Annotated in this window: 24 protein-coding genes; 10 read left to right on the top strand and 14 right to left on the bottom strand. The window is 68.4% G+C overall.

Going from position 1 to position 26,095, the window contains the following annotated elements; all coding sequences use genetic code 11:
- Positions 1–38 precede the first annotated feature (38 nt).
- From ASC98_RS29755 to ASC98_RS21415, 3 genes are all read right to left on the bottom strand, one after another.
- A complete protein-coding gene (locus ASC98_RS29755; RefSeq protein WP_082542008.1) occupies positions 39–386 on the bottom strand; it encodes an ankyrin repeat domain-containing protein in 348 nt (115 codons plus the stop codon).
- A partial coding sequence (locus ASC98_RS21405) for an RHS repeat-associated core domain-containing protein (protein WP_235581346.1) occupies positions 377–4,420 on the bottom strand: 4,044 nt, incomplete at its 5' end. The genes ASC98_RS29755 and ASC98_RS21405, both read right to left, overlap by 10 nt.
- A gap of 1,310 nt (positions 4,421–5,730) precedes the next feature.
- Positions 5,731–7,122, bottom strand: a complete 1,392-nt coding sequence (locus tag ASC98_RS21415; RefSeq protein WP_157598014.1) for a sigma 54-interacting transcriptional regulator — start codon at positions 7,120–7,122, stop codon at positions 5,731–5,733.
- Positions 7,123–7,363: 241 nt separating this feature from the next.
- Here ASC98_RS21415 and ASC98_RS21420 point away from each other — a divergent pair, with 241 nt between their 5' ends.
- The 9 genes from ASC98_RS21420 to ASC98_RS21455 all read left to right on the top strand — a co-directional run bounded on the left by ASC98_RS21420 (position 7,364) and on the right by ASC98_RS21455 (position 15,435).
- Entirely contained in the window at positions 7,364–8,068 is a 705-nt protein-coding gene (locus ASC98_RS21420) for a GntR family transcriptional regulator (protein WP_056815428.1), read from the top strand.
- On the top strand, positions 8,061–9,368 hold the full coding sequence (locus ASC98_RS21425) for a malonyl-CoA decarboxylase (protein WP_056815431.1): 1,308 nt from the start codon (positions 8,061–8,063) through the stop codon (positions 9,366–9,368). The genes ASC98_RS21420 and ASC98_RS21425 overlap by 8 nt, the downstream gene beginning before the upstream one ends.
- Before the next feature lie 67 nt (positions 9,369–9,435).
- Complete coding sequence (locus tag ASC98_RS21430) at positions 9,436–10,437, top strand: tripartite tricarboxylate transporter substrate binding protein (protein WP_056815433.1); 1,002 nt, start codon at positions 9,436–9,438, stop codon at positions 10,435–10,437.
- 7 nt (positions 10,438–10,444) lie between these two features.
- A complete protein-coding gene (locus ASC98_RS21435; protein ID WP_056815436.1) occupies positions 10,445–11,233 on the top strand; it encodes an enoyl-CoA hydratase/isomerase family protein in 789 nt (262 codons plus the stop codon).
- 36 nt (positions 11,234–11,269) lie between these two features.
- Positions 11,270–12,835 carry a malonyl-CoA synthase gene (locus tag ASC98_RS21440; protein WP_056815439.1) on the top strand — a complete coding sequence of 522 codons (1,566 nt, stop codon included), beginning with the start codon at positions 11,270–11,272 and terminating at the stop codon, positions 12,833–12,835.
- A 195-nt stretch (positions 12,836–13,030) separates the two neighbouring features.
- Positions 13,031–13,882: a hypothetical protein gene (locus ASC98_RS21445; protein ID WP_157598006.1), complete on the top strand. Its 852-nt coding sequence runs from the start codon at positions 13,031–13,033 to the stop codon at positions 13,880–13,882.
- A gap of 127 nt (positions 13,883–14,009) precedes the next feature.
- On the top strand, positions 14,010–14,612 hold the full coding sequence (locus ASC98_RS31840; protein WP_057480054.1) for an RHS repeat-associated core domain-containing protein: 603 nt from the start codon (positions 14,010–14,012) through the stop codon (positions 14,610–14,612).
- 173 nt (positions 14,613–14,785) lie between these two features.
- Positions 14,786–15,205, top strand: coding sequence for a hypothetical protein (locus ASC98_RS30745; protein ID WP_157598005.1), 420 nt, complete (start codon positions 14,786–14,788; stop codon positions 15,203–15,205).
- Positions 15,202–15,435 (top strand): cysteine-rich CWC family protein, encoded by a 234-nt coding sequence (locus ASC98_RS21455; protein WP_056815449.1) that lies wholly within the window; start codon positions 15,202–15,204, stop codon positions 15,433–15,435. Before ASC98_RS30745 ends, ASC98_RS21455 begins: the two co-directional genes overlap by 4 nt.
- Positions 15,436–15,477: 42 nt before the next feature.
- On the opposite strand, the gene ASC98_RS21460 is transcribed toward ASC98_RS21455, so the two are convergent.
- From ASC98_RS21460 to ASC98_RS21495, 8 genes are all read right to left on the bottom strand, one after another.
- Complete coding sequence (locus ASC98_RS21460) at positions 15,478–16,110, bottom strand: PEP-CTERM sorting domain-containing protein (RefSeq protein ID WP_056815455.1); 633 nt, start codon at positions 16,108–16,110, stop codon at positions 15,478–15,480.
- A complete protein-coding gene (locus ASC98_RS21465; protein ID WP_056815458.1) occupies positions 16,101–16,775 on the bottom strand; it encodes a PEP-CTERM sorting domain-containing protein in 675 nt (224 codons plus the stop codon). Before ASC98_RS21465 ends, ASC98_RS21460 begins: the two co-directional genes overlap by 10 nt.
- A 139-nt stretch (positions 16,776–16,914) precedes the next feature.
- The gene (locus tag ASC98_RS21470; protein WP_056815461.1) at positions 16,915–18,594 is read right to left on the bottom strand and encodes an MFS transporter; all 1,680 of its coding nucleotides are present in this window, start codon (positions 18,592–18,594) and stop codon (positions 16,915–16,917) included.
- Between the two features lie 165 nt (positions 18,595–18,759).
- Positions 18,760–19,404: a 2-hydroxychromene-2-carboxylate isomerase gene (locus ASC98_RS21475; protein ID WP_056815464.1), complete on the bottom strand. Its 645-nt coding sequence runs from the start codon at positions 19,402–19,404 to the stop codon at positions 18,760–18,762.
- The gene (locus ASC98_RS21480) at positions 19,401–19,607 is read right to left on the bottom strand and encodes a DUF1289 domain-containing protein (protein ID WP_056815467.1); all 207 of its coding nucleotides are present in this window, start codon (positions 19,605–19,607) and stop codon (positions 19,401–19,403) included. The genes ASC98_RS21475 and ASC98_RS21480 overlap by 4 nt, the downstream gene beginning before the upstream one ends.
- Positions 19,607–20,125, bottom strand: coding sequence for a peroxiredoxin (locus ASC98_RS21485; RefSeq protein WP_056815470.1), 519 nt, complete (start codon positions 20,123–20,125; stop codon positions 19,607–19,609). The genes ASC98_RS21480 and ASC98_RS21485 overlap by 1 nt, the downstream gene beginning before the upstream one ends.
- A gap of 53 nt (positions 20,126–20,178) precedes the next feature.
- Positions 20,179–20,718 (bottom strand): YbaK/EbsC family protein, encoded by a 540-nt coding sequence (locus tag ASC98_RS21490; RefSeq protein ID WP_056815473.1) that lies wholly within the window; start codon positions 20,716–20,718, stop codon positions 20,179–20,181.
- Entirely contained in the window at positions 20,715–21,638 is a 924-nt protein-coding gene (locus ASC98_RS21495) for a hydroxymethylglutaryl-CoA lyase (protein WP_056815476.1), read from the bottom strand. The genes ASC98_RS21490 and ASC98_RS21495 overlap by 4 nt, the downstream gene beginning before the upstream one ends.
- A 105-nt stretch (positions 21,639–21,743) precedes the next feature.
- Here ASC98_RS21495 and ASC98_RS30750 point away from each other — a divergent pair, with 105 nt between their 5' ends.
- On the top strand, positions 21,744–22,175 hold the full coding sequence (locus ASC98_RS30750; RefSeq protein ID WP_056815478.1) for a hypothetical protein: 432 nt from the start codon (positions 21,744–21,746) through the stop codon (positions 22,173–22,175).
- Between the two features lie 103 nt (positions 22,176–22,278).
- Here the strand turns inward: ASC98_RS30750 and ASC98_RS21505 are convergent, their stop codons facing one another.
- The 3 genes from ASC98_RS21505 to ASC98_RS21515 are packed head-to-tail and all read right to left on the bottom strand — an operon-like array spanning position 22,279 to position 26,095.
- A complete protein-coding gene (locus tag ASC98_RS21505) occupies positions 22,279–24,273 on the bottom strand; it encodes an acetyl/propionyl/methylcrotonyl-CoA carboxylase subunit alpha (protein WP_056815481.1) in 1,995 nt (664 codons plus the stop codon).
- Between the two features lie 14 nt (positions 24,274–24,287).
- Positions 24,288–25,472: a dienelactone hydrolase family protein gene (locus ASC98_RS21510; RefSeq protein ID WP_056815484.1), complete on the bottom strand. Its 1,185-nt coding sequence runs from the start codon at positions 25,470–25,472 to the stop codon at positions 24,288–24,290.
- Complete coding sequence (locus ASC98_RS21515; protein WP_056815487.1) at positions 25,469–26,095, bottom strand: DUF4126 domain-containing protein; 627 nt, start codon at positions 26,093–26,095, stop codon at positions 25,469–25,471. Before ASC98_RS21515 ends, ASC98_RS21510 begins: the two co-directional genes overlap by 4 nt.

Genomic DNA, 26,095 nt, shown 5'->3' on the forward strand with positions numbered 1-26,095 from the left:
CCTCGAGATCTTGACGACGCCGCCGCTTCTCACTAATATTAGCGAGAAATTTCAATATTCGGCCTGCCATCTGAAGCCAGCAGCCCCCTGTCACAGCGAAGATTCTTATCTACTCCGGCAGACAGCAGGGCTGAAACGTTCTCCTGTCGCCCGCCCATATATGCATAGTGAAGCGGTGTCATTCCGTACTCGCCTCGAGCATTAATGTCCGCTCCATTCTCAAGAAGCCACTGAATATCAGCAACTTCTCCTTTCCAGGCGGCAATATGTATCGGACGCTCCCCGAGGATGTTGACTTGATTTACCGTAGTAAGCGGTATGTCAAGCCCATCATCGTCGGTCAGAGCCCACCAATGCTGCCTCAGGCGCTCAAGAACTATGGACATGTGCAATCCCCTCTATCCAATCTAGCTTTGAATTTATCTCTTTCCCTCTCGAGGATCTGAATTCTTTTTGCATGACCCGGATTTAGAACACTTCCATACCATTTAACAGTGAACAGCCGCCTAAAGGCGATTGCACTCTCGAGGGCCTTGATTCTGGACCGGAGTTCGTCGCACTGTGGCTTCTTGGGATCCTTATAGGGCGGAAGCGGCGAGTCAAGCACTTTTACCTGATCTCTGTCGCGAACAAACGCGTCATTGTCCGCAGGATCGACTGACCAAGGGCTGTAGTCGCCATCGACGGCGACGGGTAGAACTGCATTCAGCATTGGGTCCGGCAGAAGAAGCGCATCGAGCCCTGCTGCGATGTAGGGCTGGACCATTGGATTGATCAGTTCTCCGAACTTCCATCCCATTTGTCCTGCTCGATAGACGGCCAATGCATTCGTGCCATCTGGGTCTGTTGCCAGCAGCGGATTTCCGCCCACATACTCATACGTTGACAGGCTTTTGCCCGCCAGCCCAATGGGGTCACTCTGGGTATAGCGCGCATCACCCGCCCCGTAATAGCGGCGGTAGTTGTAGAACAGCCCGCTCTCCGCATCCGCATACTGCCCCGGGAAGCGCAGGTTCTGTGTAAAGACCCCCAGCCCGCTCGGGTTGGTCTCGGGCGCGGTGGTGCCGAAGGGCTCGGCCAGCCAGCGCCAGCGCACACGGTTCTGCCGGTCCACCACCACGCGCGGCGTGTTCAGGTGGTCGGTGTGGAGGTAGAACACCAGCGGCTCGCCTGTTGGGTTCGTCGGGTCGGGCGTGAACATCGCCATCGGCGTGTCGCGCAACCACACGTACTCGCGCAGCGCCGCACCGTTCTGGTCGTACTCGCCCAGCAGGTGCCCCGCTTGGTCGTACGCGAAGACCACCGTGCTGTCCGGCCCCGTGCTGCTCACCTTGCGCACCCGCTGACCGGCCGCGTTGTACGTGTAGCTCGTCGTCACGCCCGCCTTCGTGAGCGTCGCCAGCTGCCCGCGCAGGTTGTAGGTCGCGGTGTAGCCGGCGCTGTCGGTGCTCGTGTTGCCCGCGCTGTCGTAAGCGAAGCTGCGCGCCGGGTACGTGATGCTCGTGACTCGGTTGCTCGTCGGCTCGACGTTGTAGGCGCTCAGGCTGCCGTTCAGGCTGATGCCGGTGCGGTTGCCGTTGGCGTCATAGCCGATGCCCCAGCTCGCCGCGTTGGTCGTGATGCCGGTGAGCCGGCTGTTCTCGTCATACCCGAAGGCCTGGTCCTGTGCCGGCTGCGCCGTGCCGTCCGCACTCAGGTGCGTGAAGCTCACGATGCGGCTCGCCTCGTCGTAGCGCACGTCACGCAGCACCTCGCCCAGCGGGTAGCGCACCGCGCGGCCGGCCAGGTCGAAGTAGCGCTCGTTCGCGATCTCGCCACCGGCCATCGCCCAGCGCCAGCGTTTCACCGCACCGGCGAACGGCGTCCACTCGATCTGCGTGACCAGCGCGCTGCCGCCCAGCGTGAGCCCGGTCACTTCGCCATCCACCCAGCTCAGCCCCAGCTGCAGTCCCGACGGGTAGCGGATGCCCGTCAGGTTGCCCAGCGTGTAGCCGTAGCCCACCGTCTGCGTCAGTGGCGTGGTGTTGCTGCCAGTGCTCGCGTCGATGCGCTGCACGTCGTTGATGATCTCGCCCTGGTCGTCGTAGCCGTACTGCGCCGAGCCGCCCGGGTAGCCGCTGCTCGTCAGCCGCCCCACGCCGTGGCTGAAGCCCTCGCCGGTCTGGCTGTAGGTCAGGCTCACCGCCTCGGTGGGCTGCCCGCTCTTTGTTGCGACCGCCCCGGTCAGCCGGTCGCTCGCGTCGTAGCTGTACGTCGTCAACACGCCGCGGCTGTCGGTGCTCGTCTTCAGGTTGCGCGAGGCGTCGTAGGTCAGGCTCTCGGTGCCGGTGTCCGGGCTGATCACCTGCGTCGCGTCGCCCAAGCCGTTGCGCGGGTACTGCGTGACCAGGTTCCTCGGGTCGGTGACCTGCGTCGTGCGGCTGCCACCGTCGTACGCAAAGCTCGTCGTGCCGTTCTTCGGGTCGGTCGTGTCCTTCACCCGCTCCAGCGCGTCGTAGCTCAGCCGCGTGACAAGGTTCAGCGTGCCGGCTCCGCGGGTGATCTTCGTGCGGTTGCCCTGCGCGTCGTATTCATAGCGCTCCAGCGGCAGCGGTGACACCGGCAGCGGCGGGAAGGCGTTTGATGCCGGCACCGCATCCGTCACGCCCGCCTGCTGCTCGCGGCCGAGCACATCCATCAGCCGGTTCATGACCTGCGTCAACTCGCCCGCCGGGTCCCTGACCCGCTGGTCGGTGCGGTTGCCGGCGTTGTCCAGCACGTAGTCGATGCGGTTGCTCTTCTTGTCGGTCACCGCCACCACGCGGTGGGCACCGTCGTACTCGTAGCCGATCCAGCTGCCATCGGGCAGCGTCACCTTCGTCAGCAGGCCGGCCGCGTCGTACTCGTACGCCGTCGTCTTGTCGCCGACCGTGCGGCTCAGCATGCGCCGGCGCAGGTCGTAGGCGTAGGTCGTGACGGTGCCGTCCGGGCTGGTGCTCTGCAGCACCTGGCCGTACTTGTCGTGGCGGTCGAAGCGCGTCACCTCGCCGTTGGGCGACGTGATGCTCAGCAGGTCGCCCTTGGTGTGATCGGCCGTGGTCTGCGCTGCGCGCGAGTAGTAGCTCGTGCCGGACGCCGTGCTGGCCGTGAGCACCCGCCCGTCGGCGTCGTACGTCCAGGTCTGCACCGTGTCGAGGGTGCCGGGCTGCCGCGTCGCGTTGAACCCGAGGTGGCCGTCGGCATCCGTCGTCGCCTGCGTCACCCGCTTGCACAGCGCGGCGATCGGCTTGTCGTCCAGCAGTCTTGCCGCGGTCGGTGCGCAGCTCGCGACCGCGTCGGCGTTGAGCGGATCGGGCTGGCCGTTGTAGACGTAGGTCGTCATCTGGCCAGGCGCTGCCACCTTCGTCGGCAAGCTCCAGTCCGGGTGCCACTGCGTGCTGGTCTTGAGCGCCCCTGCCGGCAGCGCGGCGTTGCTTGCCGTGACCGCCGCACAGTCCTGGCCCGTGCCCAGCGAGGCGACGCTCACCGTCTGCAGGTTGCGCGTCAGGTCGTTCAGGTAGCAGCTGCGCGTGCCGTTGAAGTTGTCGCGGCTCGCGATGTTGCCGTTCGCGTCGTAGCTCTGCGCCCGGCTGCTGGCCAGGCTACCCGCTCCGGCCGGCTGGGTCTGGCTGCTGAAATAGTTCTTGCCGTTCAGGCTGATCGCGCTCCAGGTCGTCGTCTGCCCGCTCGGCTCGGTCATCACCATGCCTTGCGGCAGGTTCCAGCTGTGAAAGCGCGCCACGGCGCCCCCGAAACTCTGCTGCGTCACCTGGATGCTCGGCGGCGTCGTGTAGCTCACCGTGTACTTGTCGACCCCGCCCGCGTGCTCGGTGCTGATCGCACGGCCCTTGGCGTCGTAGCCGAAGGTCGAATAGCGCAGCCCGCGCTCGTCGACCACGCCCGTCAGCGCCCACGGCAGCTCCGCGTTCTCGTACACGAAGCCCTTCGTCTTGCCGTCCGCCCAGGTGATGCCCACCAGGTTGTTGCGGCTGTCATGACTCAGCGTCGTGATCTGGCCCATCGCATCGGTGATGCTGCTCACCCGCGGCACGCCGCTGGCCGACAGCGTGTAGCCGAAGCTCAGGCGGTGCCCGCGGTTGTCGCTCACCTGCGCCAGCCTGCGCATACCGCTGGCGGTGTCGTACGTGAAGTCGATGCGCGTGCCGTCGGCCCAGGCCATCGTCGTCAACACGCCCTGGCCGGTGTACGTCTCCTGCACGTTGGCGCCGCCGTCGGTGTACACGTACTCGCCACCGGGCAGCTGCACGAAGCGATCCTTGTTCCCCGGTTCCCCCACCCGCGGGCCGCCATCGGTGCTCGTCATCGTCTTGACGACGCCGTTGCCGCGCGGGAAGACGGTGGGCACCGGCAGCCCCGGGGCTGAGCCGGCACCGCTCGTGAANGTCGGTGTACACGTACTCGCCACCGGGCAGCTGCACGAAGCGATCCTTGTTCCCCGGTTCCCCCACCCGCGGGCCGCCATCGGTGCTCGTCATCGTCTTGACGACGCCGTTGCCGCGCGGGAAGACGGTGGGCACCGGCAGCCCCGGGGCTGACCCGGCACCGCTCGTGAACAGGTTCACCTGCCGGTGCAGGTTGCTGACCCACTGCAGGCTGCCCATCACGCCCGCGCGGTTCTCCACCGCGCCGATGTCTGTCAGCGCCCCCGACGCGGTCGGGATCCGGCTCGCGTTGTCGTAGGTGAAGCGCAGTGTCGTGTTGCCGATCGCCAGGCCCGTGTCCACCACCTCTTGCTTGACCCCGCGCAGCGGGTAGATCGGGTTGCCCTTGCACACCTCGCACTGCGCAGGCGGTGGGTTCAACGAGTTCGACACCTCGACCGTCGGCACGCATTGGTTCGTCGCGCTGTCGGCCGTGTAGCCGTCGTCGCAGGTGCACTGCGTGCCGTTCCAGCTCGAGTGCGCCGGGCACACGAACTCGGACGTCACAGGAGTGAAGGCGTAATACAGCACCTGGTTCGGGAAGACATCGACGGAGTTGCGCCAACCCCGTTCCAACGCGGTCGAGTTGTAGGTCATCGTGAGCGTGCGGGTCGCCGCGCAGGCGTACGAGCCGCTGTTGCCGGCTGCACAGTTGCCGTCACCCCAGTACGGCCCGGCCCAGATCACCGATGCGCAACCGTGGGGTACGCCGTCCTCCACCAGCACACAGGGAGCCACCGTCGCGTTCCTCGCCGCGATCGCCGCCTGCAACGCTTCGTCGGTGTGCAAAAAGTGCACGTCTGCGAAGCCCTCACCTACGCCGTCGAACGGGCCATCGAGCCGATAGTAGGTCCCCGGACCCGGCGTCACCGTCCCGCTCGCCTGAGCCGGACCGAACAGCCCACACCACAGAACGAACACCCAACCTGCCGCGTACCCGATGGGCCGCGCCCATGCAAGCAACCGCCCAACGCACAGCACTCCACCCAGGCGGTGCAGGCCCGCTTGCTTCGTCATCAATGAACTCCTCGTTGACCTCAATGCACGTGTGCATCGCGTCCCGAGGTACTTCTTCGGGAGACTGCTGAAACGCGAGCCGGCGGATTAGACGTGAACGGAGTGACGGGAACAAGTGCTTGTCGGAGCCCGACGACAATCGTTGACGATTCGCCAATTCCTCACGGAACGCAAGCGTCACTCCGGCGCTGAATGGTGCAGATCCATCGCACTTCAGCTGCGGGACCCATCCGGATTCCCGTTCGAGGTAAACCTAGCCGTTCAAATGCGGCAGCTTCTCGTACAGCGTCGCCCGCGAGATCCCCAGCAACCGCGAGGCCGCGAGCTTGTTGCCGCCGGTCGCCGCGAGCGCCTCGCGGATCGCGCGGCATTCCAGTTCGGCAATCGCCTGCGGCAGCGACTTCGGCGTCGATGCGGTCACCGCCACCGGCAACGGTTCCACCGCCGCCTCGATCGCCGGTCCACTGCCGCTGTCCAGCGCCTCCACATGACTGAAATGCCGCGCCGTCAGCGTCATGTCGTCGGTCATCAGCGTGGCCTGTTCCAGCACGTTGCGCAGCTCGCGGATGTTGCCCGGCCAGCGGTGCCGCGCCAGCAGCGCCAGCGCGTCCGGCTCCAGGCTCTTGTGCGGCAACCCGCTGCGCCGCGCGATGTCGTCGGCCAGTGCCTCGATCAAGGCCTCCAGGTCGGCCATGCGCTCCCGCAGCGCCGGCAGCCGGATCGGCAGCACGTTGAGCCGGTAGAACAGGTCGGCGCGAAAGCGGCCTTCCGCCACCATCGCCGGCAGGTCGCGGCTGGTCGCCGCGATGATGCGCACGTCCACCCGCTGCACCGTGTTGCTGCCCAGCGGCTCCACCTCCTGCTCCTGCAGCACGCGCAGCAGCTTCGACTGCAATGCGAGCGGCATGTCGCCGATCTCGTCGAGGAACAGCGTGCCACCGTCGGCCAGCGTGAACTTGCCGTCGCGGCCCTTGCGGTCGGCGCCGGTGTACGCGCCCGGCGCAACGCCGAAGAACTCGGCCTCGAGCAGCGTGTCGGGCACCGCGGCGATGTTGACGCCGACGAACGCGCGCGCCGCCCGAGAGCTCGCCGCATGGATCGCATGCGCCAGCAGCTCCTTGCCGGTGCCGGTCTCGCCCAGCAGCAGCACCGTGCTGTCGGTCTGCGCGACGCGACGCGCCTGGCGCTTGACCTCCATCGCCTGCGGGCTCGCACCGATGAAGCTCGCCACCGTGAACTTCGGCCGGCGCTGCGCCGCGAGCTGCCGGCGCGCATCGTCGAGCTCGCGCTGCAGGTGGCTGAACTTGGTGATCAGCGGCTGCATCGTGGTCTCGGGGTGGTCCAGCAGCACCATGCCCATCGCACCGATCACCTCGCCGCGCTCGTCATGCAGCGGCAGGCGGCTGACGAGGAAGGTGCCGGCCTGGTTGGTCAGCAGGTCCACCAGCATCGGCTGGCCGCTGTCGATCACGTGCGCCATCAGCGTGTTCGGCACCACCTCCTCGACGAGGCGGCCGACGAAGTCGTCTTCCGCATGGCCGAGCGCCGGCAGGAAGCGCTTGTAGCCCTCGCTGATCCACACGATGCGGTGCCGGCGGTCGACCACCAGCGTGCCCATCGCGGTGCGCGCGAGCGTGTCGAACATGCTGCGCGCCGCCAGCTTCAGCAGCGCGTCCGCATCGGCCGGCAGGGTCGGCGGTGTCAGGAATTCAGGGGTGTCTGGCACGCGGTCACTGTAGCGAGCACACCGCGCCGCGCACTCAGGGTTTGTCGCGTGGCAGGCATCGATTTCAACGACCTGCTCGCTCACCCTCTTGTAATTATAAATTACTGGATTTAGAGTGATCCGGACCGTCACGCCGTGACGGCCCACCGGTGAACACCGCATGGTCGACCCGACTCCTCTGCGCCTCGCATCGCTTCACGAAGAAGTGGCCGCTCGCCTTCGCAACATGGTGTTCGAGCGCCAGCTGGTGCCCGGCCAGTGGATCGACGAGCTCGCGCTGGCCAGCAACTGGAAGATCAGCCGCACGCCGCTGCGCGAGGCGCTGAAGGTGCTGGCCGCCGAAGGCCTGGTCGAGCTGGTGCCGCGCCAGGGCTGCAAGGTGACCGAGCTGTCGGAAGACGATGCCGACGAGCTGTTCCCGGTGATGGCGCTGCTCGAAGGCCGCTGCGCCTTCGAGGCGGTGCGCAAGGCGACGCCGGCCGACATCAAGCTGCTGCAGCGCCTGCATGCGGCCCTCGAGAAACACGCCGCAGCGCGCAACATCGACGGCTACTACCGCGCCAACCACGATTTCCACAGCACGGTGCAGGCGCTGGCCGCCAACCGCTGGCTCGACCGCGCCACCACCGACCTGCGCCGCTTCGTGCGGCTGCTGCGCGGGCGCCAGCTGAACTGGCCGGGCCGCATCGAGGAATCGATCGGCGAGCACCGCCGCCTGATCGACGCCATCGAGCAGCGCGACGCGGCCCGCGCCGAGCAGCTGATGCACGACCACCTGATGGCCCAGCTCGCCGCGCTGAAGGCATTGCGCGCGCATGAAGCGGCCCAGGAAGCCACCTTGGACCAGGGACAACACCATGCTTGAGAGCCTGAAGAACGCCGCGCGCCGCGCCGGCAACGACCGCGCGCTACGCAGCCTGATGCTCGACTGCCGGCGCCTGCTCTCCGAGCGCGGCGAGGCCAACAGCGTGGCGATCGCGAGCGGCCTGGTCGCGCGCTTCAGCAACCTGCCCGACGACCAGCAGGCCGGCTTCTTCGAGCGGCTGTCGCGCGATTTCAGCCCCGACCCGAAGGCGGTGCTGTCGGTAGCGCAGGCCTATGCGGACGAGCCGTCGGCCGACAACCTGATCCGCCTGACGCACCTGGCCGAGCCGCCGCGCCAGGAACTGCTGCGCCGCATCAACCGCACGCCGGGCGGCACCGCGCACATCGTCGCGATGCGGCGCAAGCTGCTGGCCCGCGTGAAGGCGCAGCCCGAACTGCGCGCGCTGGAGGCCGATTTCCTGCACCTGCTGTCGTCCTGGTTCAACCCCGGCTTCCTGCAGATGCAGAAGGTCGACTGGGGCTCGCCGGCGCAGTTGCTGGAGCAGATCATCCACCACGAGGCGGTGCACGAGATCGACGGCTGGGACGACCTGCGCCGACGGCTGCAGCCCGATCGCCGCTGCTTCGCGTTCTTCCACCCGCAGCTGCCCGACGAGCCGCTGATCTTCGTCGAGGTGGCGCTGCTGCCCGAGATGCCGGGCGCGATCGCGCCGCTGATCGACAAGAACTCGCAGCCGCTGCCGCCGGACCAGTTCAAGGTGGCGGCGTTCTACTCGATCAGCAACTGCCAACCCGGGTTGAAGGGCGTGTCGCTCGGCAACTTCCTGATCAAGCGCGTGGCCGAGCAGCTGAAGCGCGAGCTGCCGCAGCTGAAGACCTTCTGCACGCTGTCGCCGATCCCCGGCTTCGCGACCTGGCTGACGGGCCGCAGCGACCTGGCCGCGTTGCCCGGCCTGAAGCGCGGCGAGGCCGAGCGGCTGGTGCAGGCGCGCGAGCTGCTCGACGAAGCCAGCGGCGGCGACCTGGCGACGCTCGCCACCGCGGCCACATTGAACGGCCTGGCCGAAGCCGAACGCGAGGCGCTGGCCCGCCTGTGCGCGGCTTATCTGGTGCACGTGTCGACCACGCCGGGCGGCGATGCGGTGGCCCGATTCCACCTCGACAACGGCGCGCGGCTCGAAAGGCTCAATCCTTCGGGTAACCTGTCGCGCAAAGGACTCAAGCAATCGTTCGGGATGATGGTCAATTACCTCTACGACCTGCAGAAGGTCGAGACCAGCCACGAGAAATTCACCCAGGGCGACGTGGCGCATTCGCGCGCCGTGGCCGGCCTGCTCTGACCCCCGGGCCGAGCGCGGCCCGCCTTGCTTCACTCGCTGTTTTCACATTCAACGACCGGGAGACACCATGAGCTTCGAATCACGACGCGCGCCGACTCGACGAGACGTTCTTCGCACCGGCGCCGCGGCCGCTGCCGCGCTGGCCGTGCCGTTCGCCGGCGCGCAGACCGGCTGGCCGACCAAGCCGGTGACGATCATCGTGCCCTTCCCTGCCGGCGGCGGCACCGATGCGTTCGCGCGCCCGCTGTTCGGGCTGATGAGCAAGAACGCCGGCAAGCAGTTCCTGATCGACAACAAGGGCGGCGCAGGCGGCAACGTCGGCGCCACCGTCGCGTCGCATGCGGCGGGCGACGGCTACACCTTCTTCATGGGCGCGGTGCACCATGCGATCGCACCGTCGATGTACCCGAAGCTCGACTACAACATCGAGACCGACTTCATTCCTGTGGGCCTGATCTCCAGCGTGCCGCAGGTGATCGTGGTCAACCCGCAGCGCGTGCCGGTCACCGACCTGAAGGGCCTGCTGGAGTTCGCGCGCAAGAACCCCGGCAAGCTGAACTACGGCTCGGCCGGCAACGGCACCTCGCACCACCTCGCGGGCGAGCTGTTCAAGCTGCAGACCAAGACCTTCATCACGCACATCCCGTACCGCGGCGCGGGCCCGGCGCTGCAGGACCTGATCGCCGGCCAGGTCGACATGATGTTCGACGGCCTCGGTTCATCGGCCAACCACATCAAGGGCGGTCGCATCAAGGCGCTGGCCGTCGCGTCGGAACGGCGCGCGCCGGGCTTCGCCGACGTGCCAACCACCGCCGAGGCCGGCCTGCCCAGCTATCAGGTCGCGACCTGGTACGGCCTGTGGGCGCCGAAGAACACGCCGAAGGAGATCGTCGAGGCGATGCGCGCCGAGATGAAGAAGGCGCTGACCTCCGACGACCTGGTGAAGGCCTGGAACGGCCTCGGCGCCGAGACGCCCAACCTGTACGGCGACGCCTTCGGCAAGTTCGTCAACGGCGAGATCAAGCGCTGGGCCGATGTGGTGAAGGCCTCCGGCGCCAAGCTCGACTGAGGCGCACGTGCCCGGCTCCATCACGCTGAGCGACGACGAACCCGGCATCGCGCGGGTCGTCATCGCGTCACCCGGCAAGCACAACGCGATCGACATCGCGATGTGGCAGGCGCTGCGCGACGTGTTCGCGCGGCTGCAGGCGCTGGATGCTTCGCAGGCGCCGCATGCGGTGATCGTCTGCGGCGCCGACGGCCAGTTCGCATCCGGCGGCGACATCGGCGAGTTCGCGCAGTTCCGCTTCGACGAGCAACGGCTGCACGATTTCCACGAGCACACCGTGGCGCCCGCGCTGCAGGCCCTGCTCGATTGCGACATCCCGGTGATCGCGCAGATCGAGGGCGCGTGCGTCGGCGGCGGGCTGGAGATCGCCGCCTGCTGCGACATCCGCATCGCCGGCATGGGCAGCCGCTTCGGCGCGCCGATCGCCAAGCTCGGCTTCCCGATGGCGCCCGGCGAACTGCAGCTGCTGGCGCGCGTGGTGCCCGCCCCCACACTGCGCGAGATGCTGCTCGAGGCCCGCCTCGTCGATGCGTCGATCGCGTTGCAGCGCGGGCTGGTGCATGCGGTGGTGGCCGACGAGCAGGTCGCGCCGCACACCTTGCATCGCGCCCGCGCGCTCGCGGCACTGTCGCCGCAGGCCGCGCGCATCAACAAGCGCACGCTGCGCCAGCTGGCCGCCGGCGGGCCGAGCGCCGACGAGCGCCGCGCGCACTATGGCTATGCCGACAGCCCCCAACATCGTGAAGGCATCCAGGCCTTCATCGAGAAGCGACCGCCGCATTTCCAGCGCGGCTAGGGCTTGCCGACACGAGATATCCCCCGAGGAGGTTCGATGAGTAGTGCCACACCCGCTGCCGATGGCGGCCAACACAATCTGTTCGCCGCGTTGCGCGCGGCCTTTCCGACCGACCTCGACGCGACCGCGATCGAGGTGGCCGATGGCGATGCGCCGCTGAGCTACTCGTGGCGCGACCTCGACCGCGCGACCGCGATGCTCGCGAACCTGCTCGAATCGCTGGACCTGCCGGCCGGCAGCCGCGTCGCGGTGCAGACCGAGAAGTCGGTCGAGGCGCTGATGCTGTACCTCGCGGTGCTGCGTGCCGGCTTCGTGTACCTGCCGCTGAACACCGCCTACCAGGCGGCCGAGATCGAGTACTTCATCGGCAATGCCGAGCCGGCGGTGGTGGTGTGCGCGCCGAAGCACTTCGGCTGGGTCAGCAAACTGGCGTTCAAGGCCGGCACGCGCCATGTGTTCACGCTCGGCGACGACCGCAGCGGCAGCCTGCTGGAGCGGGCCTCGCACCAGAGCGACCGGCACGAGCCCGCGCGGCGCGGCGCCGACGACCTGGCGGCCATCCTGTACACCAGCGGCACCACCGGGCGCAGCAAGGGCGCGATGCTGACGCACGGCAACATGCTGAGCAATGCGTCCACGCTGAAGGCGTACTGGGGTTGGCAGCCCGGCGACGTGCTGGTGCATGCGCTGCCGATCTTCCATGTGCACGGCCTGTTCGTCGCGATCCACGGTGCGCTGCTGAACGGCAGCAAGATGATCTGGCTCGCGAAGTTCGACCCGAAGCGAGTGCTGGCCGCGCTGCCGCACGCGACGGTGTTCATGGGCGTGCCGACGCTGTACGTGCGGCTGCTGGCCGAGCCGGGGCTCACGCGGGCCGCGTGCTCGGGCATGCGCCTCTTCGTCGCCGGCTCGGCGCCGCTGCTGCCGGAGACCTTCAACGCCTGGCGCGAGCGCACCGGGCAGGCCATCCTCGAGCGCTACGGCATGAGCGAGACGGTGATGCTCACGTCCAACCCATACGACCAGGCCGACGGCGAACGCCGCGCCGGCACGGTGGGCTTCCCGCTGCCCGGCGTGCAGCTGCGGGTGCGCGACGAAGGCCGCGAGTGCCCGCGCGGCGAGATCGGCGGCATCGAGGTGAAGGGCCCGAACGTGTTTGCCGGCTACTGGCGCATGCCCGAGAAGACGAAGGAAGAATTCACCGACGACGGCTGGTTCAAGACCGGCGACGTCGGCCGCATCGACGAGCGCGGCTACGTCTGCATCGTCGGGCGCAGCAAGGACCTGATCATCAGCGGCGGCTACAACGTCTACCCGGCCGAGATCGAGGGCTACATCAACGACATGCCGGGCGTCGCCGAGAGCGCGGTGGTCGGCGTGCCGCACCCGGATTTCGGCGAGGCGGTGGTCGCGGTGGTGGTGCCTCAAGCCGGTGCGCAACTCGACGGCCCGGCGATCGCCGCGGCGCTGAAGTCGCAGATCGCGAACTTCAAGGTGCCGAAGCTGGTCGAGCTGGTGCAGGAATTGCCTCGCAACACGATGGGCAAGGTGCAGAAGAACCTGCTGCGTGAACGGCACAAGGGCTTGTTCGCCGCCGGCTGACTGGTGGCGCGCGGCGTAAGCAGATGCGTCGCGTGTGAGGGCGCGCAACGCGATTGACACGCTGCGGCACCCTGGTGGGCGCGAATCGTCGCCTGCCTGCGCGACGCCCCTGCGGTCCTACGGGCAGCAGGCGTTCCGGCCCGGGTGGCAGGGCGCTTGCAGGGCCCGGGGTTCACGCTCACCGGGAACGCTGTCATGTCCTCCACGATCCTTGCCCGCATGGCCCGCACTGCATGTGTGGCCGCCCTCGCGACGACCGCTTTCGCCGCCCACGCGACCGACAACCCGGCCACCGGCAAGCTGTTGTTCGAGGACACGATGAACCAGACCGGCCTGTCGTTCACCGGCAACTGCACCAGCTGCCACACCAACGTGCAGAACCGCCGGGCCGAGATCCATTTCAAGACCGGCGGCGGCTCGCGCGACCCGTTCGCCGCGATCGATGCCGAGACCGCGCTGAACCGCATCGGCTATGCGCTGAACAACGTCAGCGCGATGAAGCAGTTCCAGGTGCTGGAAGCCGACCAGCTGACCGACCTCGCCGCCTTCATCGCCGACACGCCGAAGACCAGCGATACCGCGCTGAGCTTCTCGGCCAGCGCGGTCAACACGCCGACGGTGTCGCAGAACCTCGACCTGCGCAACGGCGTGACCTTCGGGCAGGTCACGGTGGACAGCGTCGCGATCGGCGGCACTGGCGCGGCCCGCTTCACGCTGAAGAGCGACACCTGCACCGCGCAGAAGCTGGCCGCCTCGGCCACCTGCCGGGCCACCATTTCGTTCAGCGCGGCCGACACCGCGGGCTACAGTGCGACGTTGACCATGACGATGCACCAGGGCAGCTCCACCACCAAGTTCACGCGAACCGTCGCACTCGACGGCGCGGTCGGCGTGGTGACGCCGCCGCCGAGCGGTGGCAACGGGGGCGGGACCAGCGGCGGCAACAACAGCGACGAGGGCGGAGGCGCGCTTGGCGTCGCGTGGCTGGGTGGCCTCGCGATCGCGACGGCCTTGCTGCGGCGCCGGCAAGGGCGTGCGACGCGCTGATGCCGTTGCGCGACAAGAGTCCACATTGACCTGTGGCAGATCGACACGACCACGATTTCAGTCGTTGACCTTGCGAAATCCCGATTCCTAGACTGGCGGTCCTTTTGGATTCGACAGGGAGTCGACGATGAGACAGTACCGAATGCTTGGCCGTTGCTCGGCCGCCGCGGCCCTGATGGCGCTCGCGAGTCACGCGGCCAGCCGATATGTGCAGAGCGACCCGATCGGCCTCGCGGGTGGGAGCCCGTCGACCTACATCTACGTCGAGGGGAATCCCCTCAGCCTCATCGACCCGAACGGTCTGCAATCCCGGGTGAACCTGTTTTCACCCACCGAGCGCGTCCACGCGCTCGCAGAAGCCTCCAAGCCATGCATGTGCAATCAGGTCTTCGGGCATGGGAGCATACGGGGCATGTACGACTCGGTTCGCCAATCGTTCCTGACACCGAAGCAGGTGTGCACCGCCATCAGGGCGGATCCACGGTTCGATCCGGACCTGCCGATTCGGCTGGGTGGCTGCGATGTCGGTCGTGGCACCTATTGCCAGCAGGTGACCAATGAGTGCGGCATGGCAGTGTCCTGCGCGAATCAGACAGTCTTCTACTTCGACGATGGAACCATCGACACTTTCGCGAAGATTCCGGGCTATCCGCCGCTGACCTCGCCACCGGACATGCAAGATCCCGGACGGTGGCTGATCAGGAGACCCAAAGGAGTGATGGGCAAATGACCCGCCGGCGTGCACTGGTCGGACTGGGGCTGACCCTCGCGGTAGCAGCACCGTGCTTGTACGTCAGCCGTTCGGGTCGCCGCCCGCCCGCCGTGCCTCCGTCAAACACCGGGTCCCGCGATCGACTGGCGCTGTTGCGCAGCAGGGCGGCGGCAGGTGACAACGGGGCGCGCATGGACCTCTCAGTGCTGCTGGGTGAGTCCGAAGAAGGAAGGCTCCAACTTGACAGAGCAGCGGCCGACGGCCACCCGCCGGCGATCGTTGCATTGGCTCTGGGCGAAATCAACGCCGGTGCCGGCGCGTCGATGGCCACGCGCTCCCGATTGGAAACCGTGGCGATGAGCGGCTACTACCCGGCCATCCTGCTGCTCACGTCATGCCTCGCAGATGGGCATTGCGGACCTGCAGCGCGTGCAGAGGCCTACACGTGGACCCTTGTCTCGCATCGACTGGTCGATGCCGGAAAACTCCAATCCAACCAACTGACAGACGACGAAGCCGCGCTTCGACAGCACCTCGACGCTTCGCAAGCCGATGCGTCCTCTCGCCGCGCCGCCAACATTGCCGCAAAAATCGAGCAGGTCTCGTTATGACGCCGAGCACAAGTTCCGCGGACGCGGACCTCAACAGCGCCTGCCCGCGCTGCCGGCAACCGTTCCGCTGCGGCGTCAGCGACGCCACCCCGTGCACCTGCAGCACGCTGCAGCTCTCCGATGAACTGCGCGCCCGGCTCGCCGCGCGCTACGACAGCTGCCTGTGCATCGCCTGCCTCGTCGAACTCTCGACGATGGCGCCGCCCGCCATCGACCCGCCGGCTCCATGAACAGCGCGGGCCGTGTCGACACGGCCCGCGCGCTCGATTCAGTCAGGCCCGTCTCCTCGCAAACCCCAACCCGGCCAGGCCGACGAGCATCAATGCCGCTGTCGCGGGCTCCGGCACCAGACTGACCGACAGGCTGGTCACCTGGGCGGACAACACCGTCGACGTGTGGAAGGGGTCCTGGATCGAGAAGTAGCCTTGCGTCCAACCACCCGACAGCCAGCTGTTGGTGGGCAACGCGGTGCCCGAGAACGACGTGTCCGGCCCGCGCAGGTCGAGGTAGTAGGACACCCCCAAGGTCTTCTGCAGGAACGAGACGCTGTCCGTGGTCGGCCCTGTCCACGTCGTGTTGTCGATGACCTCGATGGCCCGGAATCCCTTCGAAACGTCGGGAGACCCCGACGGGAACTGCAGGCGGGTGTCGCCGGTGCGAGCGGTGTAGAAGTAGTCGGTGCCCGACTCGCCCTGAAGGTACCGGGGGTCGACCGGCTGGCTCGTGAAGCTCGCCGGATCGCGGTCGAAGACATAGTGCCCGCTGATCACGCTGCCCACCGGCGCGTAGCCTGCCGTGTCGAGCCACACCGTGGCAGTGAAATCCAGCGCCACCTGCTCGGCGCGGACGCTCGCCGGAAGCAACGCGACGATGGCGATCGAGGTGCAAAGCGCTTTCAGCGACATGGGATCCCCTTCAGAAGAGCGTTGCTCGACACGGCCCGCCGCCTTGCCAGCCCCAGGCCGGCAACGCCTGCCAGCATCAGGATCGCTGTCGCGGGTTCCGGCACCGGGCTGACGGACAGGCTGGTCACCACGGCAGACAACACCGCCGAACCGTGGAACGCGTCGTGCATCGTGAAGTACCCCGCGGTCCAGCCGCTCGACAGCCAGCCATTGGCGGGAAACGCGGTGCCGGAGAACGATGTGTCGGGACCGAACAGCGCCAGCTCATAGGTCACGCCGTTGGTCTTCTGCAGGAATGCCACGCCGTCGACCACCGTGCCGTCCGACCACTTCCAGTTGTCGTAGACCTCGACGACGCGGCTGCCGCGCGAGAGGTCGGGCGAGCCTGACGGGAACTGCAGCCGGTTCTCGCTCGCGAGGTGGGTGTAGACATAGTCGGTGCCTGCCGCCGCGTCGAGAAACCGCGGATCGATCGCCTGGCTCGTGAAGCTCGCGGGATCGCGGTCGAAGACGTAGTGGCCGGTGATGACGCTGTCGACAGGCGCATGACCCGCGGTGTCGAGCCGGACGGTGGCCGCGAAATCCACTGCCGTCTGCTCGGCGCGGACGCTCGCCGGAAGCAACACGCAGACGGCCACGGCCGTGCAAAAGGCCTTCAGTGACATGCAACACCCTCCCCGACATTGTTGATCGGCGCAGTGTAGGGAGCGAGGTGCCGGCTGTCGAGACCGAGCAGCCCACACAAGAAAAAAGGCCGGCAGGTACCACCCTGCCGGCCTCGCCTGGTTCAACTCGCGCGCGCGATCAATCGCTCGCGTAGATGTCCACGTCCTTGGTCTCCTTCACGAACAGCATCCCCACCACGAAGGTGATCGATGCGAACACGATCGGGTACCACAGGCCGTTGTACATGTTGCCGGTCTGCGCGACGATCGCGAGCCCGGTGGCCGGCAGCAGCCCGCCGAACCAGCCGTTGCCGATGTGGTACGGCAGGCTCATCGAGGTGTAGCGGATGCGCGTCGGGAACATCTCGACCAGCATCGCGGCGATCGGGCCGTAGACCATCGTCACGTAGATCACCAGCAGCGTCAGGATCGCCACCAGCGTCCACCACTGGCCGCTCATGAACGAGATCGGCTTGGCCTTCGCCGGGTAGCCGTGCTCCTTCAGCGCCGCGGCCACCTCCTTCTTGAACGCCGCGTCCTTGGCCTTGGCTTCGTCGGCCGGCAGGCCCTTCGACGCGAAGGACTCGATCGTCTTGTCGCCGATCGTAATCTTCGCCGGGCCGGTGCCGGCCACGTTCTCGTAGCTCACCGAACCGGCCGCCAGCACCTGCTTGGCGATGTCGCACGAGCTGGTGAACTTGGCGACGCCGGTCGGGTTGAACTGGAACGAGCACTCCGACGGGTCGGCCGTCACCGTGACCCGGGCGCTCTTCTGGGCCGCCGCGAGTTCGGGGTTGGCCGTCTCGGTCAGCGCCTTGAACAGCGGGAAGTAGGTGAGCGCCGCGATCAGGCAGCCGGCCATGATGATCGGCTTGCGGCCGATCTTGTCCGACAGCGAACCGAACACGATGAAGAACGGCGTGCCGATCAGCAGCGCGGCCGCGATCAGCACGTTGGCCGTCGCCCCGTCGACCTTCAGCGCGCCGGTCAGGAAGAACAGCGCATAGAACTGGCCGGTGTACCAGACCACCGCCTGGCCCATCGTCAGCCCGACCAGCGCCAGGATCACGATCTTCAGGTTCTTCCACTGGCCGAACGACTCGGTCAGCGGCGCCTTCGAGGTCTTGCCCTCTTCCTTCATCTTCTTGAAGGCCGGCGACTCGTTCATCGACAGGCGGATCCAGACGCTGACGGCCAGCAGCAGGATCGAGACCAGGAACGGAATGCGCCAGCCCCAGTCGGCAAACGCCTCTTCGCCGATCCAGGTGCGCGTGCCCAGGATCACCAGCAGCGACAGGAACAGCCCGAGCGTCGCGGTGGTCTGGATCCACGAGGTGAATGCACCGCGCTTGCCGTGCGGCGCATGCTCGGCCACGTAGGTGGCGGCACCGCCGTACTCGCCACCGAGCGCCAGGCCCTGCAGCAGCCGCAGGCCGATCAGGATCACCGGGGCGGCGACGCCGATCGAGGCATAGGTGGGCAGCACGCCGACGATGAAGGTCGACAGGCCCATGATCAGGATCGTCACCAGGAAGGTGTACTTGCGCCCGATCATGTCGCCCAGCCGCCCGAACACCAGCGCGCCGAACGGCCGCACGATGAAGCCGGCCGCGAATGCGAGCAGCGAGAAGATGACCTGCGAAGCCGGGTCGAGGTTCGAGAAGAACTGCTTGCCGATGATGGCGGCGAGCGTGCCGTACAGGTAGAAGTCGTACCACTCGAACACGGTGCCGAGGCTGGACGCGAAGATGACCTTGCGCTCCTCGCGCGTCATCGGCCCCGCGGGGTTGCGTGCCGGTTTGGCCACTGCAGTTGCCATTGGAATGTCTCCTTGTCGTCAGGCTCCCTGCCGAACGGCGGGGCGTGCCGCATCTTCACGACGCCCTCTGACCCATCCCTGACGCCAAGCTGAACGCCGGCTGACAACTTCAGTGACAACCCTGACAAAGCGTTTCTCATCGTGAGAAACAAGGGATGTCCCGACCTAGGACTTACGCTGAATCCCTGACGGCTGCCGCGCCGCGTCGTCCCACCCGGGCCCGTCGAACCACGGATCGCCGGCCAGGTACCCCTGCAGCAGTTCCAGCCCGTCGAGCCCCCAGAACAGCCGGCCGTCGACCTCGGCCGTCGGCACGCCGAAGAGGCCGAGCGCCGCGGCCCGCGCGGTGGCCGACTTCAGCGCCGCCTTGACCTCGTCGCCTTGCGGATCGAGCGCCGGCTGCAACCGCTGCGCGAGTTCGGCCAGCCGCTGCGGGTCGTTCGCATCGGCACCACCGCGCCACACGTGGTGCATCAGCTGCTCGCAGACCCAGCGGTTCGGCGTGTCGAACGGGCCGCGGCAGGCCAGCCCGAGCCGCAGCAGCGCCAGCGGGTTGAACGGATGCTGCGCCGGCAGCTGCATCGGGATGCCATGCCGATGCGCGAGCCACGCGACCTGCCGGTAGGTCCAGTCGCGTTTCGGCGCGATCTCGGCCGGACCCTTCTGCCCCCAGTGGGCCAGCAGCCCGGCGAACAGCACCGGTTGGTAGACCACCTCGACACCGTGCCCCTGCAACGCCTGAGGCAGGCGCTCGAACGCGAGATACGCGTACGGAGAGATCACGTCGAACCAGAACCGGACTTGCTTCATCGCGATCGCTCCCCATCGACGGCGGGCGCCTGCGCCTGGCGCAGTTCGATCGCCTGCCAGACCTGTCGCTTGCCGTCGTCGTCCAATGTCGACCAGGCCGCGATCTCGTCGATCGTGCGCCAGCAGCCGCTGCACAAGCCGCTGGCCGCATCCATCCGGCAGACGTTCACGCAGGGGCTCGGGACGGCGGCCGCGTCGTTCATCAGGTCAGCACCAGTTCGGCGATGTCGTCCCACAGCGACGCATCGATGCGGCCGCGCACCTGCTTCACCTCGCGGTGCTGCTTGTCGAGGATGAACGACGTCGGGGTCTGCGCCATCGCGCCGAAATCGTCGCGGTGCGTCGCATCGGCGCGCCACAGCATCGGGAACTGCTGCTTCATCGGCACGACGCGGTTCAGGATCGCGTCGTACTCGCGCACCGCGGCCAGGCTGCGGTCGAGGCTCACGGCCACCAGCTGGAACGGCTTGTCGCGCCAGGCCTCGTAGTTGGCGCGCAGCTCGGGCATCTTGTCGCGGCACACCGGGCAGTCGGTCGACCAGAAGAACACCAGCAGCGCCTTGCCGAGGTCCTGCGACGACTCGTAGCGCCGGCCCTCCAGCGTGTTGCCGGCCACAGCATGGGCCGGCGCCGCCGGCGCGGCGCGCAGCGGCAGCGCGGTGCCGAGCGCAGCCAGCGTGGTGGCCGACAGGAAGAAGCGGCGATCGATGCGAGACGTCATGGCGCGGCCTGCGGAAGTGGAGTTGTCGCTTGGTCGCGCGGGCCGGTGGGGCATTACGCCGCCGGTGCGGCCGGCGTGACGTGTGCCACGTCCTGGGTCACGTCGGCCACCGGCGCCTGCGTCAGGCCCTGCAGTTCGGCCGGGCTCAGGCGGAACACGCCCTTCGGATGCCCGGCCGCCGCCCAGATCTCGTCGAAGCGCAGCAGCTCGCGGTCGATCAGCGTCACCGGCGTGTTCGCATGCCCCACCGGCGACACGCCGCCGATCGTGAAGCCGGTGCGCGCCTTGACGAAATCGGCATCGGCACGGCCCAGTGCGCCGGCCAGCGCGGCCACCTTCTTCTCGTCGACGCGGCGGTCGCCCGAGGTCACGACCAGCACCGCGACGTCGTCGGCCCGGCGCCGGAAGATCACGCTCTTCGCGATCTGGCCCAGCTGCACGCCCAGCGCATCGGCCGCCTCCTGCGCGGTGCGGGCGTTCACCTGCAGCAGGATCGGCGCATGCGGGTGGCCCAGCGTGCCCAGCACCGCGCTGACGTGGCGGAAGCCGTCGGGCAGGTCCTGCAGTGCCTGCGTCGCTGAGAAATCGCTCATGCCTTGACCTCCGCCGCGGCCGCCCGCTTCGCCAGCAGCGCCTTGCCGGCGCGCGACACCGGCGCGCGCCCCAGCACCTGCGAGATGTAGTTCCCGGCGTCGACCAGCGCATCGAGGTCGATCCCGGTGTCGATGCCCAGCCCGTCCAGCATGAACAGCACGTCCTCGGTCGCGACGTTGCCGGTCGCACCCTTCGCATACGGGCAGCCACCCAGCCCGGCCGCGCTGGCGTCGAAGGTGTGCACGCCCATCTCGAGGCTGGCGTAGATGTTGGCCAGCGCCTGGCCGTAGGTGTCGTGGAAATGCCCGCTCACCTCCACCAGCGGGTAGTGGCGCAGCGCGCGCTCCAGCGCCGCCTGCACCCGCTTCGGCGTGCCGACGCCGATGGTGTCGGCGACGCCGCAGTGGTCGACGCCGATGCCGCGCATCAGCCGCACGACGCGCTCGACCTCGTCGGGGCTGACCTCGCCCTGGTACGGGCAGCCGAGCGCGCACGAGATCGCGCCGCGCACCTTGATGCCGTTCGCATGCGCCGCGTCGACCACCGGGCGGAAGCGCTCGATGCTCTCTTCGATGCTGCAGTTGATGTTGCGCTGGCTGAAGGCCTCGGTGGCGGCTGCGAACACGACGATCTCGTCGGGCTTCGTCGCGAGCGCCGCCTCGAAGCCGCGCAGGTTCGGCGTCAGCACCGAGTAGCGCACGCCGGGCTTGCGCTGCAGGCCGGCCATCACCTCGGCGTTGTCGGCCATCTGCGGCACCCACTTGGGGCTGACGAAGCTGGTGACCTCGATCTCGCGCAGCCCGGCCGCCTGCAGCCGGTGCACCAGCTCGATCTTGTGCGCGGCGTCGACCTGCTTCGCTTCGTTCTGCAATCCATCGCGTGGACTGACATCGACCAGCGTGACGTGGGTTGGAATCATGACTTATGTCTCGATTGGAAGGACCGCGTGCGGCCACCCCCTTTGTCCGGGGATGGCGAGCCGTGCGGGGTCTGTCGAAGATACCTGAACTGACTGGAGCACGTCGTGTCCACACCCGCCGAACTGCGCATCGCCACCCGAATCCACTTCGGCCTGAAGCAATGGCTTGGCGAAGGCATCGACGTCGAGGTGATGCTGCGGCAGCCCGATGAGGCCCGCGAGATCCTGTTCGTGTGCCAGGCCTCCGGCAACGCCGAGTTGCAATCGCTGGCGCGGCAATGGGCCGATGCGAGCACCGAACGCAAGAAGGCGGCCCGGCCGCGCACGACGGTCGACAAGCCGGCCGCGCGCACCGCGGCACCGAAGGCGCCAGAGAAGACCACCCCGGCGCGCGCCGCCGCCCGGCAAGACCTGGCCTGGGCCCGCGACACCAGCGGCTTCGGCATCACGCAACCGGCCGAGCTGGCACCGCCGGAGCCGGACACCGCCGGCGCGCGCTGGCACAAGCCGTCGAGCTGGCTGCGCCTGGTGTCATGACGACCCCTCGCCCGGCGGGTACACCAGGCGATCCCCCGAGGGGATGCGGGCCGGCTTGGGGCGGCCCGGCGCTCGGCCCGCCAGTCATCGTCGTGCATCGAACCTAAGCGAGGCGCAGCAGCTCGCCACCTTCGCCCACTTGGTCACCCGCTGAATAGAGCAGTTCCTGCACCGTGCCATCGCGCGGCGCGGTGATGGTGTGTTCCATCTTCATCGCCTCCAGCACCGCCAGCGGCTGGCCCTGCTTCACCTGATCGCCCACCTTCGCCAGGAAGGCCACCACCTTGCCCGGCATCGGCGCGCTCAACCGCCCGCCTTCGGCCGCGCCGTCGCCGGCATGCGCCAGCAGGTCGACCTCGCCGGCCAGCGCCGAGCCCTCGGGCGCGAACACCGCAATGCGCTCGCCCACCGCATACACCGTCAGCACCCAGCGGCGCCCGCCGACCACCACCACGTGGCGTTGCGCCGACAGCGACTGCGCCGAGAACGCATGCCGCTCGCCGCCGACCGCCAGCGTCATCGCGCCGCGGTGGTTGCGCTCCAGCATCACCGTGTGGTGCGCACCCTGCAGCTCGATGTCGAAGCGCCGCTGCGCGCCGCCGTGCAGCCGCCAGCCGTCGCGCCGCGACCACGGGTCGTCGGTCTGCAACGCGGCCTCGGCCGCGATCGCGTGCGCGACGACGCCCGCCGCCACGCAGGCCAGCGGCAGCGGCGGCGCCTCGAACAGCGCGACGCGCTCGCGTTCGATCAACGCGGTGTCGAGGTCGGCCGTCGCGAACGACCGGCTGCCGACGACCCGCCGCAGGAACGCGACGTTGGTGTGCAGCCCGACGATGTGCGTCTGCGCCAGCGCCGCATCCAGCCGCGCGAGCGCCTGCGCGCGGTCGGCGCCCCAGACGATCAGCTTGGCGATCATCGAGTCGTAGTAGGGCGAGATCGCATCGCCTTCGCGCACGCCGGCATCGAGCCGCAGCTCGCCGCGCTCGAACCCGGCGGCGGTGTCGGGCGTGCGGAACACCTGCAGCGTGCCGGTGGCCGGCAGGAACTGGGCGTCGGGGTTCTCGGCGCACAGGCGGGCTTCGATCGCATGGCCGTGGATGCGCAGCTGGTCCTGCGCCAGCGGCAGCGGCTCGCCGGCGGCGACGCGCAGTTGCCACTCGACCAGGTCGAGCCCGGTGATCGCCTCGGTCACCGGGTGCTCGACCTGCAGCCGGGTGTTCATCTCCATGAAGTAGAAGCGCAGGTCGCCATCGGCCGCGGGCTCGGCGATGAACTCGACCGTGCCGGCGCCCACGTAGCCCACCGCCTGCGCCGCCGCGACCGCGGCCTGGCCCATCTCGCGCCGCCGCGCCTCGGTCATGCCGGGCGCCGGCGCTTCTTCCAGCACCTTCTGGTGGCGGCGCTGCACCGAGCAGTCGCGCTCGAACAGGTAGACGCAGCGGCCGTGCGCATCGGCGAACACCTGGATCTCGATGTGGCGCGGCCGGGTCACGTAGCGCTCGACCAGCACCGCGTCGTCGCCGAAGCTGTTGATCGCCTCGCGCTTGCACGAGGCCAGCGCGTCCTGGAACTCGGCCGACGAGGCCACCGCCCGCATGCCCTTGCCACCGCCGCCGGCGCTGGCCTTGATCAGCACCGGGTAGCCGATGCGGTCGGCCTCGCGCTGCAGCAGCTGCGGGTCCTGGTCGGCCCCGTGGTAGCCGGGCACCAGCGGCACGCCGGCCTCGGCCATCAGCCGCTTCGATTCGGCCTTCAGCCCCATCGCCTGGATCGCCGACGGCGGCGGGCCGATGAAGACCAGCCCGGCATCGGCGCAGGCCTGCGCGAACTCCTCGTTCTCGCTGAGGAAGCCGTAGCCCGGGTGGATGGCCTGCGCGCCGGTGGCCTGCGCGGCCGCGATGATGCGGTCGCCGCGCAGGTAGCTCTCTTTCGGCGCCGGGCCGCCGAGGTGCACCGCCTCGTCGCAGGCCTGCACGTGCTTCGCGTCGGCATCGGCGTCGGAATACACCGCGACGGTGCGGATGCCGAGCTTGCGCGCGGTGGCCGCGACGCGGCAGGCGATCTCGCCACGGTTGGCGATCAGGATCTTGTTGAACATCGTTGTCTCCGGAATCAGGGCGTCCACACCACGTCGTTGTCGACCGCGTACAGCTTGCAGGGCTCGCCCTTGCGCTGGCAGAAGCCGAGGGCGCGGCCGATGGCCCAGTCGCCGCTGGCGGTGCCGGCCGCGCCGTTCGGGCCGACGGCGTAGGCGCGCGGCAGCTTCGAGGCGAGGAACTTGCGGTAGTGGCCTTCGCGCGTGGCGGCGCTGACCGGCACCTTGTCGACCTCGTCGACGGCCGCGAACGATGAGGCCGGCGGACGCGCGACCACGCCCGGCGTGTCGAAGCCGAGCTTCGCGAGAAAGGCCTCGGCGAACGGCACCCAGTGGTCCAGGTCGAAGTTCACTGCGCCGTGGCCGTTCTGGCCGGCTGCGGCCAACTGGTGGAACTCGGCCTTGCCGCCACCGGCGGTCCAGGCTTCGTGCCAGCGGCGCGGCACGTCCGGCCCCCAGTAGAGGTCGTTCTCCCAGTACAGCCACAGCATTGGCGCCGACGCACCGCGGGCCTGTTCCTTCCACAGCGCCTCGACCTGCTGAGGGCTGCACGGATTGCGCGGCCGGCCCTCCGGATCACCGCCGCTGCCGCCCGAGAAATTGATCGCACCCACCAGGCCGGGCGGGTGCCGCGACACGGTGGACACCGCCGTCAGGCCGCCAGCCGACTGGCCCATGACGAGCCAGCGCGAGGTGTCGATGTAGGGCAGCGTCTTCGCGAACGCCAGGGTCGCGAGCACCTGGTCGGCCACCGCGACCGCCATCGGCCCGGGACGCCGCGATTGGCAGGTGCCGGTGTCCTCCGGGTCGAAATCGCCATACGTGTCGGCATAGCCCACGCGCGTCGGCAGCAGCACCGCGAACCCCTTGCCGACGAGGTAGCGCGACAGCCACTCGTAGCGCTGGCGGCCTTGCGCCGATCGCTTCTCGGCCGTGGCACGGCCGTGGTTCATGATGACCAGCGGAAACGGTCCGTCGCCTGCCGGGCGGAAGATCATCACCGGGATCTGCCGCGTCTGCTGCTTGCCGTAGAGGTCGGTCACGGTGACGCTGATGAACTGCGTCTGCTCGCGCAGGTCCTTCAGCACGGCCGCCTCGTCAGGGGCCTGCGCCTGCGCGCCGGCCCCTGCACACCACAGGCCCAGCAACAGCACGGCTGCAAGCCGCGCCCCGGTCGATGCCGATGTCCAGCCTGCTTTCAAGATCTCTCCCTGACGGTCGCGCCGGTGCCGCGCGACATGGCGGAAAAGCGGCGCACCAGCTGCCGCAGGAATTTCGCGAGCACCCACACCAGCGCCGCCGACACCGCGAGCGCGAGCACCAGGAACGCCGCCAACACCAGCGGATGTGTCCACGACAGCCACAGCACCGCCGGCACCAGCCCGTCGCCCAGCAGCGACAGGCCGATGTTCGAGAACGGCTCCGGCGAGGTGTTGGCGGCCGCGCGCGTGGTGGCCTTCGCGACGTGGCTGCTGGCCGCCAGCCCGCCACCCAGCACCGCCGCGATCGCCGCCCACGTGGCCTGGTCGGCGCCGAACACCGCGGCGGCCAGCGCCGCGCCGGCCGGGATGCGCAGCACGGTGTGCAGCACGTCCCACAGGCTGTCGACGCCGGGAATCTTGTCGGCGAAGAACTCGATGCACAGCATCACCCCGCTCGCGCCCAGCATCAGCGGATGCTGCAGCAGACGCAACCCGTGCGGCAGCTCGATCCAGCCCAGCGCGCCGGCCGCACCGGTCAGGAACAGCACCGCATACAGGCGCAGCCCGCTGGCCCAGCCGAGCGCGGCGGCGATCGCGAGCAGTTGCGGCGTGTCGAGGTTCAT

It is taken from the genome of Rhizobacter sp. Root1238, assembly GCF_001425825.1.
Taxonomy (GTDB): Bacteria; Pseudomonadota; Gammaproteobacteria; order Burkholderiales; family Burkholderiaceae_C; genus Rhizobacter.

Coding starts and splice junctions, on each gene's coding strand:
- ASC98_RS29755 (WP_082542008.1), bottom strand. CDS start 386: ATGTCCATAGTTCTTGAGCGCCTGAGGCAGCATTGGTGGGCTCTGACC.
- ASC98_RS21415 (WP_157598014.1), bottom strand. CDS start 7,122: ATGTTCGACACGCTCGCGCGCACCGCGATGGGCACGCTGGTGGTCGAC.
- ASC98_RS21420 (WP_056815428.1), top strand. CDS start 7,364: ATGGTCGACCCGACTCCTCTGCGCCTCGCATCGCTTCACGAAGAAGTG.
- ASC98_RS21425 (WP_056815431.1), top strand. CDS start 8,061: ATGCTTGAGAGCCTGAAGAACGCCGCGCGCCGCGCCGGCAACGACCGC.
- ASC98_RS21430 (WP_056815433.1), top strand. CDS start 9,436: ATGAGCTTCGAATCACGACGCGCGCCGACTCGACGAGACGTTCTTCGC.
- ASC98_RS21440 (WP_056815439.1), top strand. CDS start 11,270: ATGAGTAGTGCCACACCCGCTGCCGATGGCGGCCAACACAATCTGTTC.
- ASC98_RS21445 (WP_157598006.1), top strand. CDS start 13,031: ATGTCCTCCACGATCCTTGCCCGCATGGCCCGCACTGCATGTGTGGCC.
- ASC98_RS31840 (WP_057480054.1), top strand. CDS start 14,010: ATGAGACAGTACCGAATGCTTGGCCGTTGCTCGGCCGCCGCGGCCCTG.
- ASC98_RS30745 (WP_157598005.1), top strand. CDS start 14,786: ATGGACCTCTCAGTGCTGCTGGGTGAGTCCGAAGAAGGAAGGCTCCAA.
- ASC98_RS21455 (WP_056815449.1), top strand. CDS start 15,202: ATGACGCCGAGCACAAGTTCCGCGGACGCGGACCTCAACAGCGCCTGC.
- ASC98_RS21460 (WP_056815455.1), bottom strand. CDS start 16,110: ATGTCGCTGAAAGCGCTTTGCACCTCGATCGCCATCGTCGCGTTGCTT.
- ASC98_RS21465 (WP_056815458.1), bottom strand. CDS start 16,775: ATGTCACTGAAGGCCTTTTGCACGGCCGTGGCCGTCTGCGTGTTGCTT.
- ASC98_RS21470 (WP_056815461.1), bottom strand. CDS start 18,594: ATGGCAACTGCAGTGGCCAAACCGGCACGCAACCCCGCGGGGCCGATG.
- ASC98_RS21475 (WP_056815464.1), bottom strand. CDS start 19,404: ATGAAGCAAGTCCGGTTCTGGTTCGACGTGATCTCTCCGTACGCGTAT.
- ASC98_RS21480 (WP_056815467.1), bottom strand. CDS start 19,607: ATGAACGACGCGGCCGCCGTCCCGAGCCCCTGCGTGAACGTCTGCCGG.
- ASC98_RS21485 (WP_056815470.1), bottom strand. CDS start 20,125: ATGACGTCTCGCATCGATCGCCGCTTCTTCCTGTCGGCCACCACGCTG.
- ASC98_RS21490 (WP_056815473.1), bottom strand. CDS start 20,718: ATGAGCGATTTCTCAGCGACGCAGGCACTGCAGGACCTGCCCGACGGC.
- ASC98_RS21495 (WP_056815476.1), bottom strand. CDS start 21,638: ATGATTCCAACCCACGTCACGCTGGTCGATGTCAGTCCACGCGATGGA.
- ASC98_RS21505 (WP_056815481.1), bottom strand. CDS start 24,273: ATGTTCAACAAGATCCTGATCGCCAACCGTGGCGAGATCGCCTGCCGC.
- ASC98_RS21515 (WP_056815487.1), bottom strand. CDS start 26,095: ATGAACCTCGACACGCCGCAACTGCTCGCGATCGCCGCCGCGCTCGGC.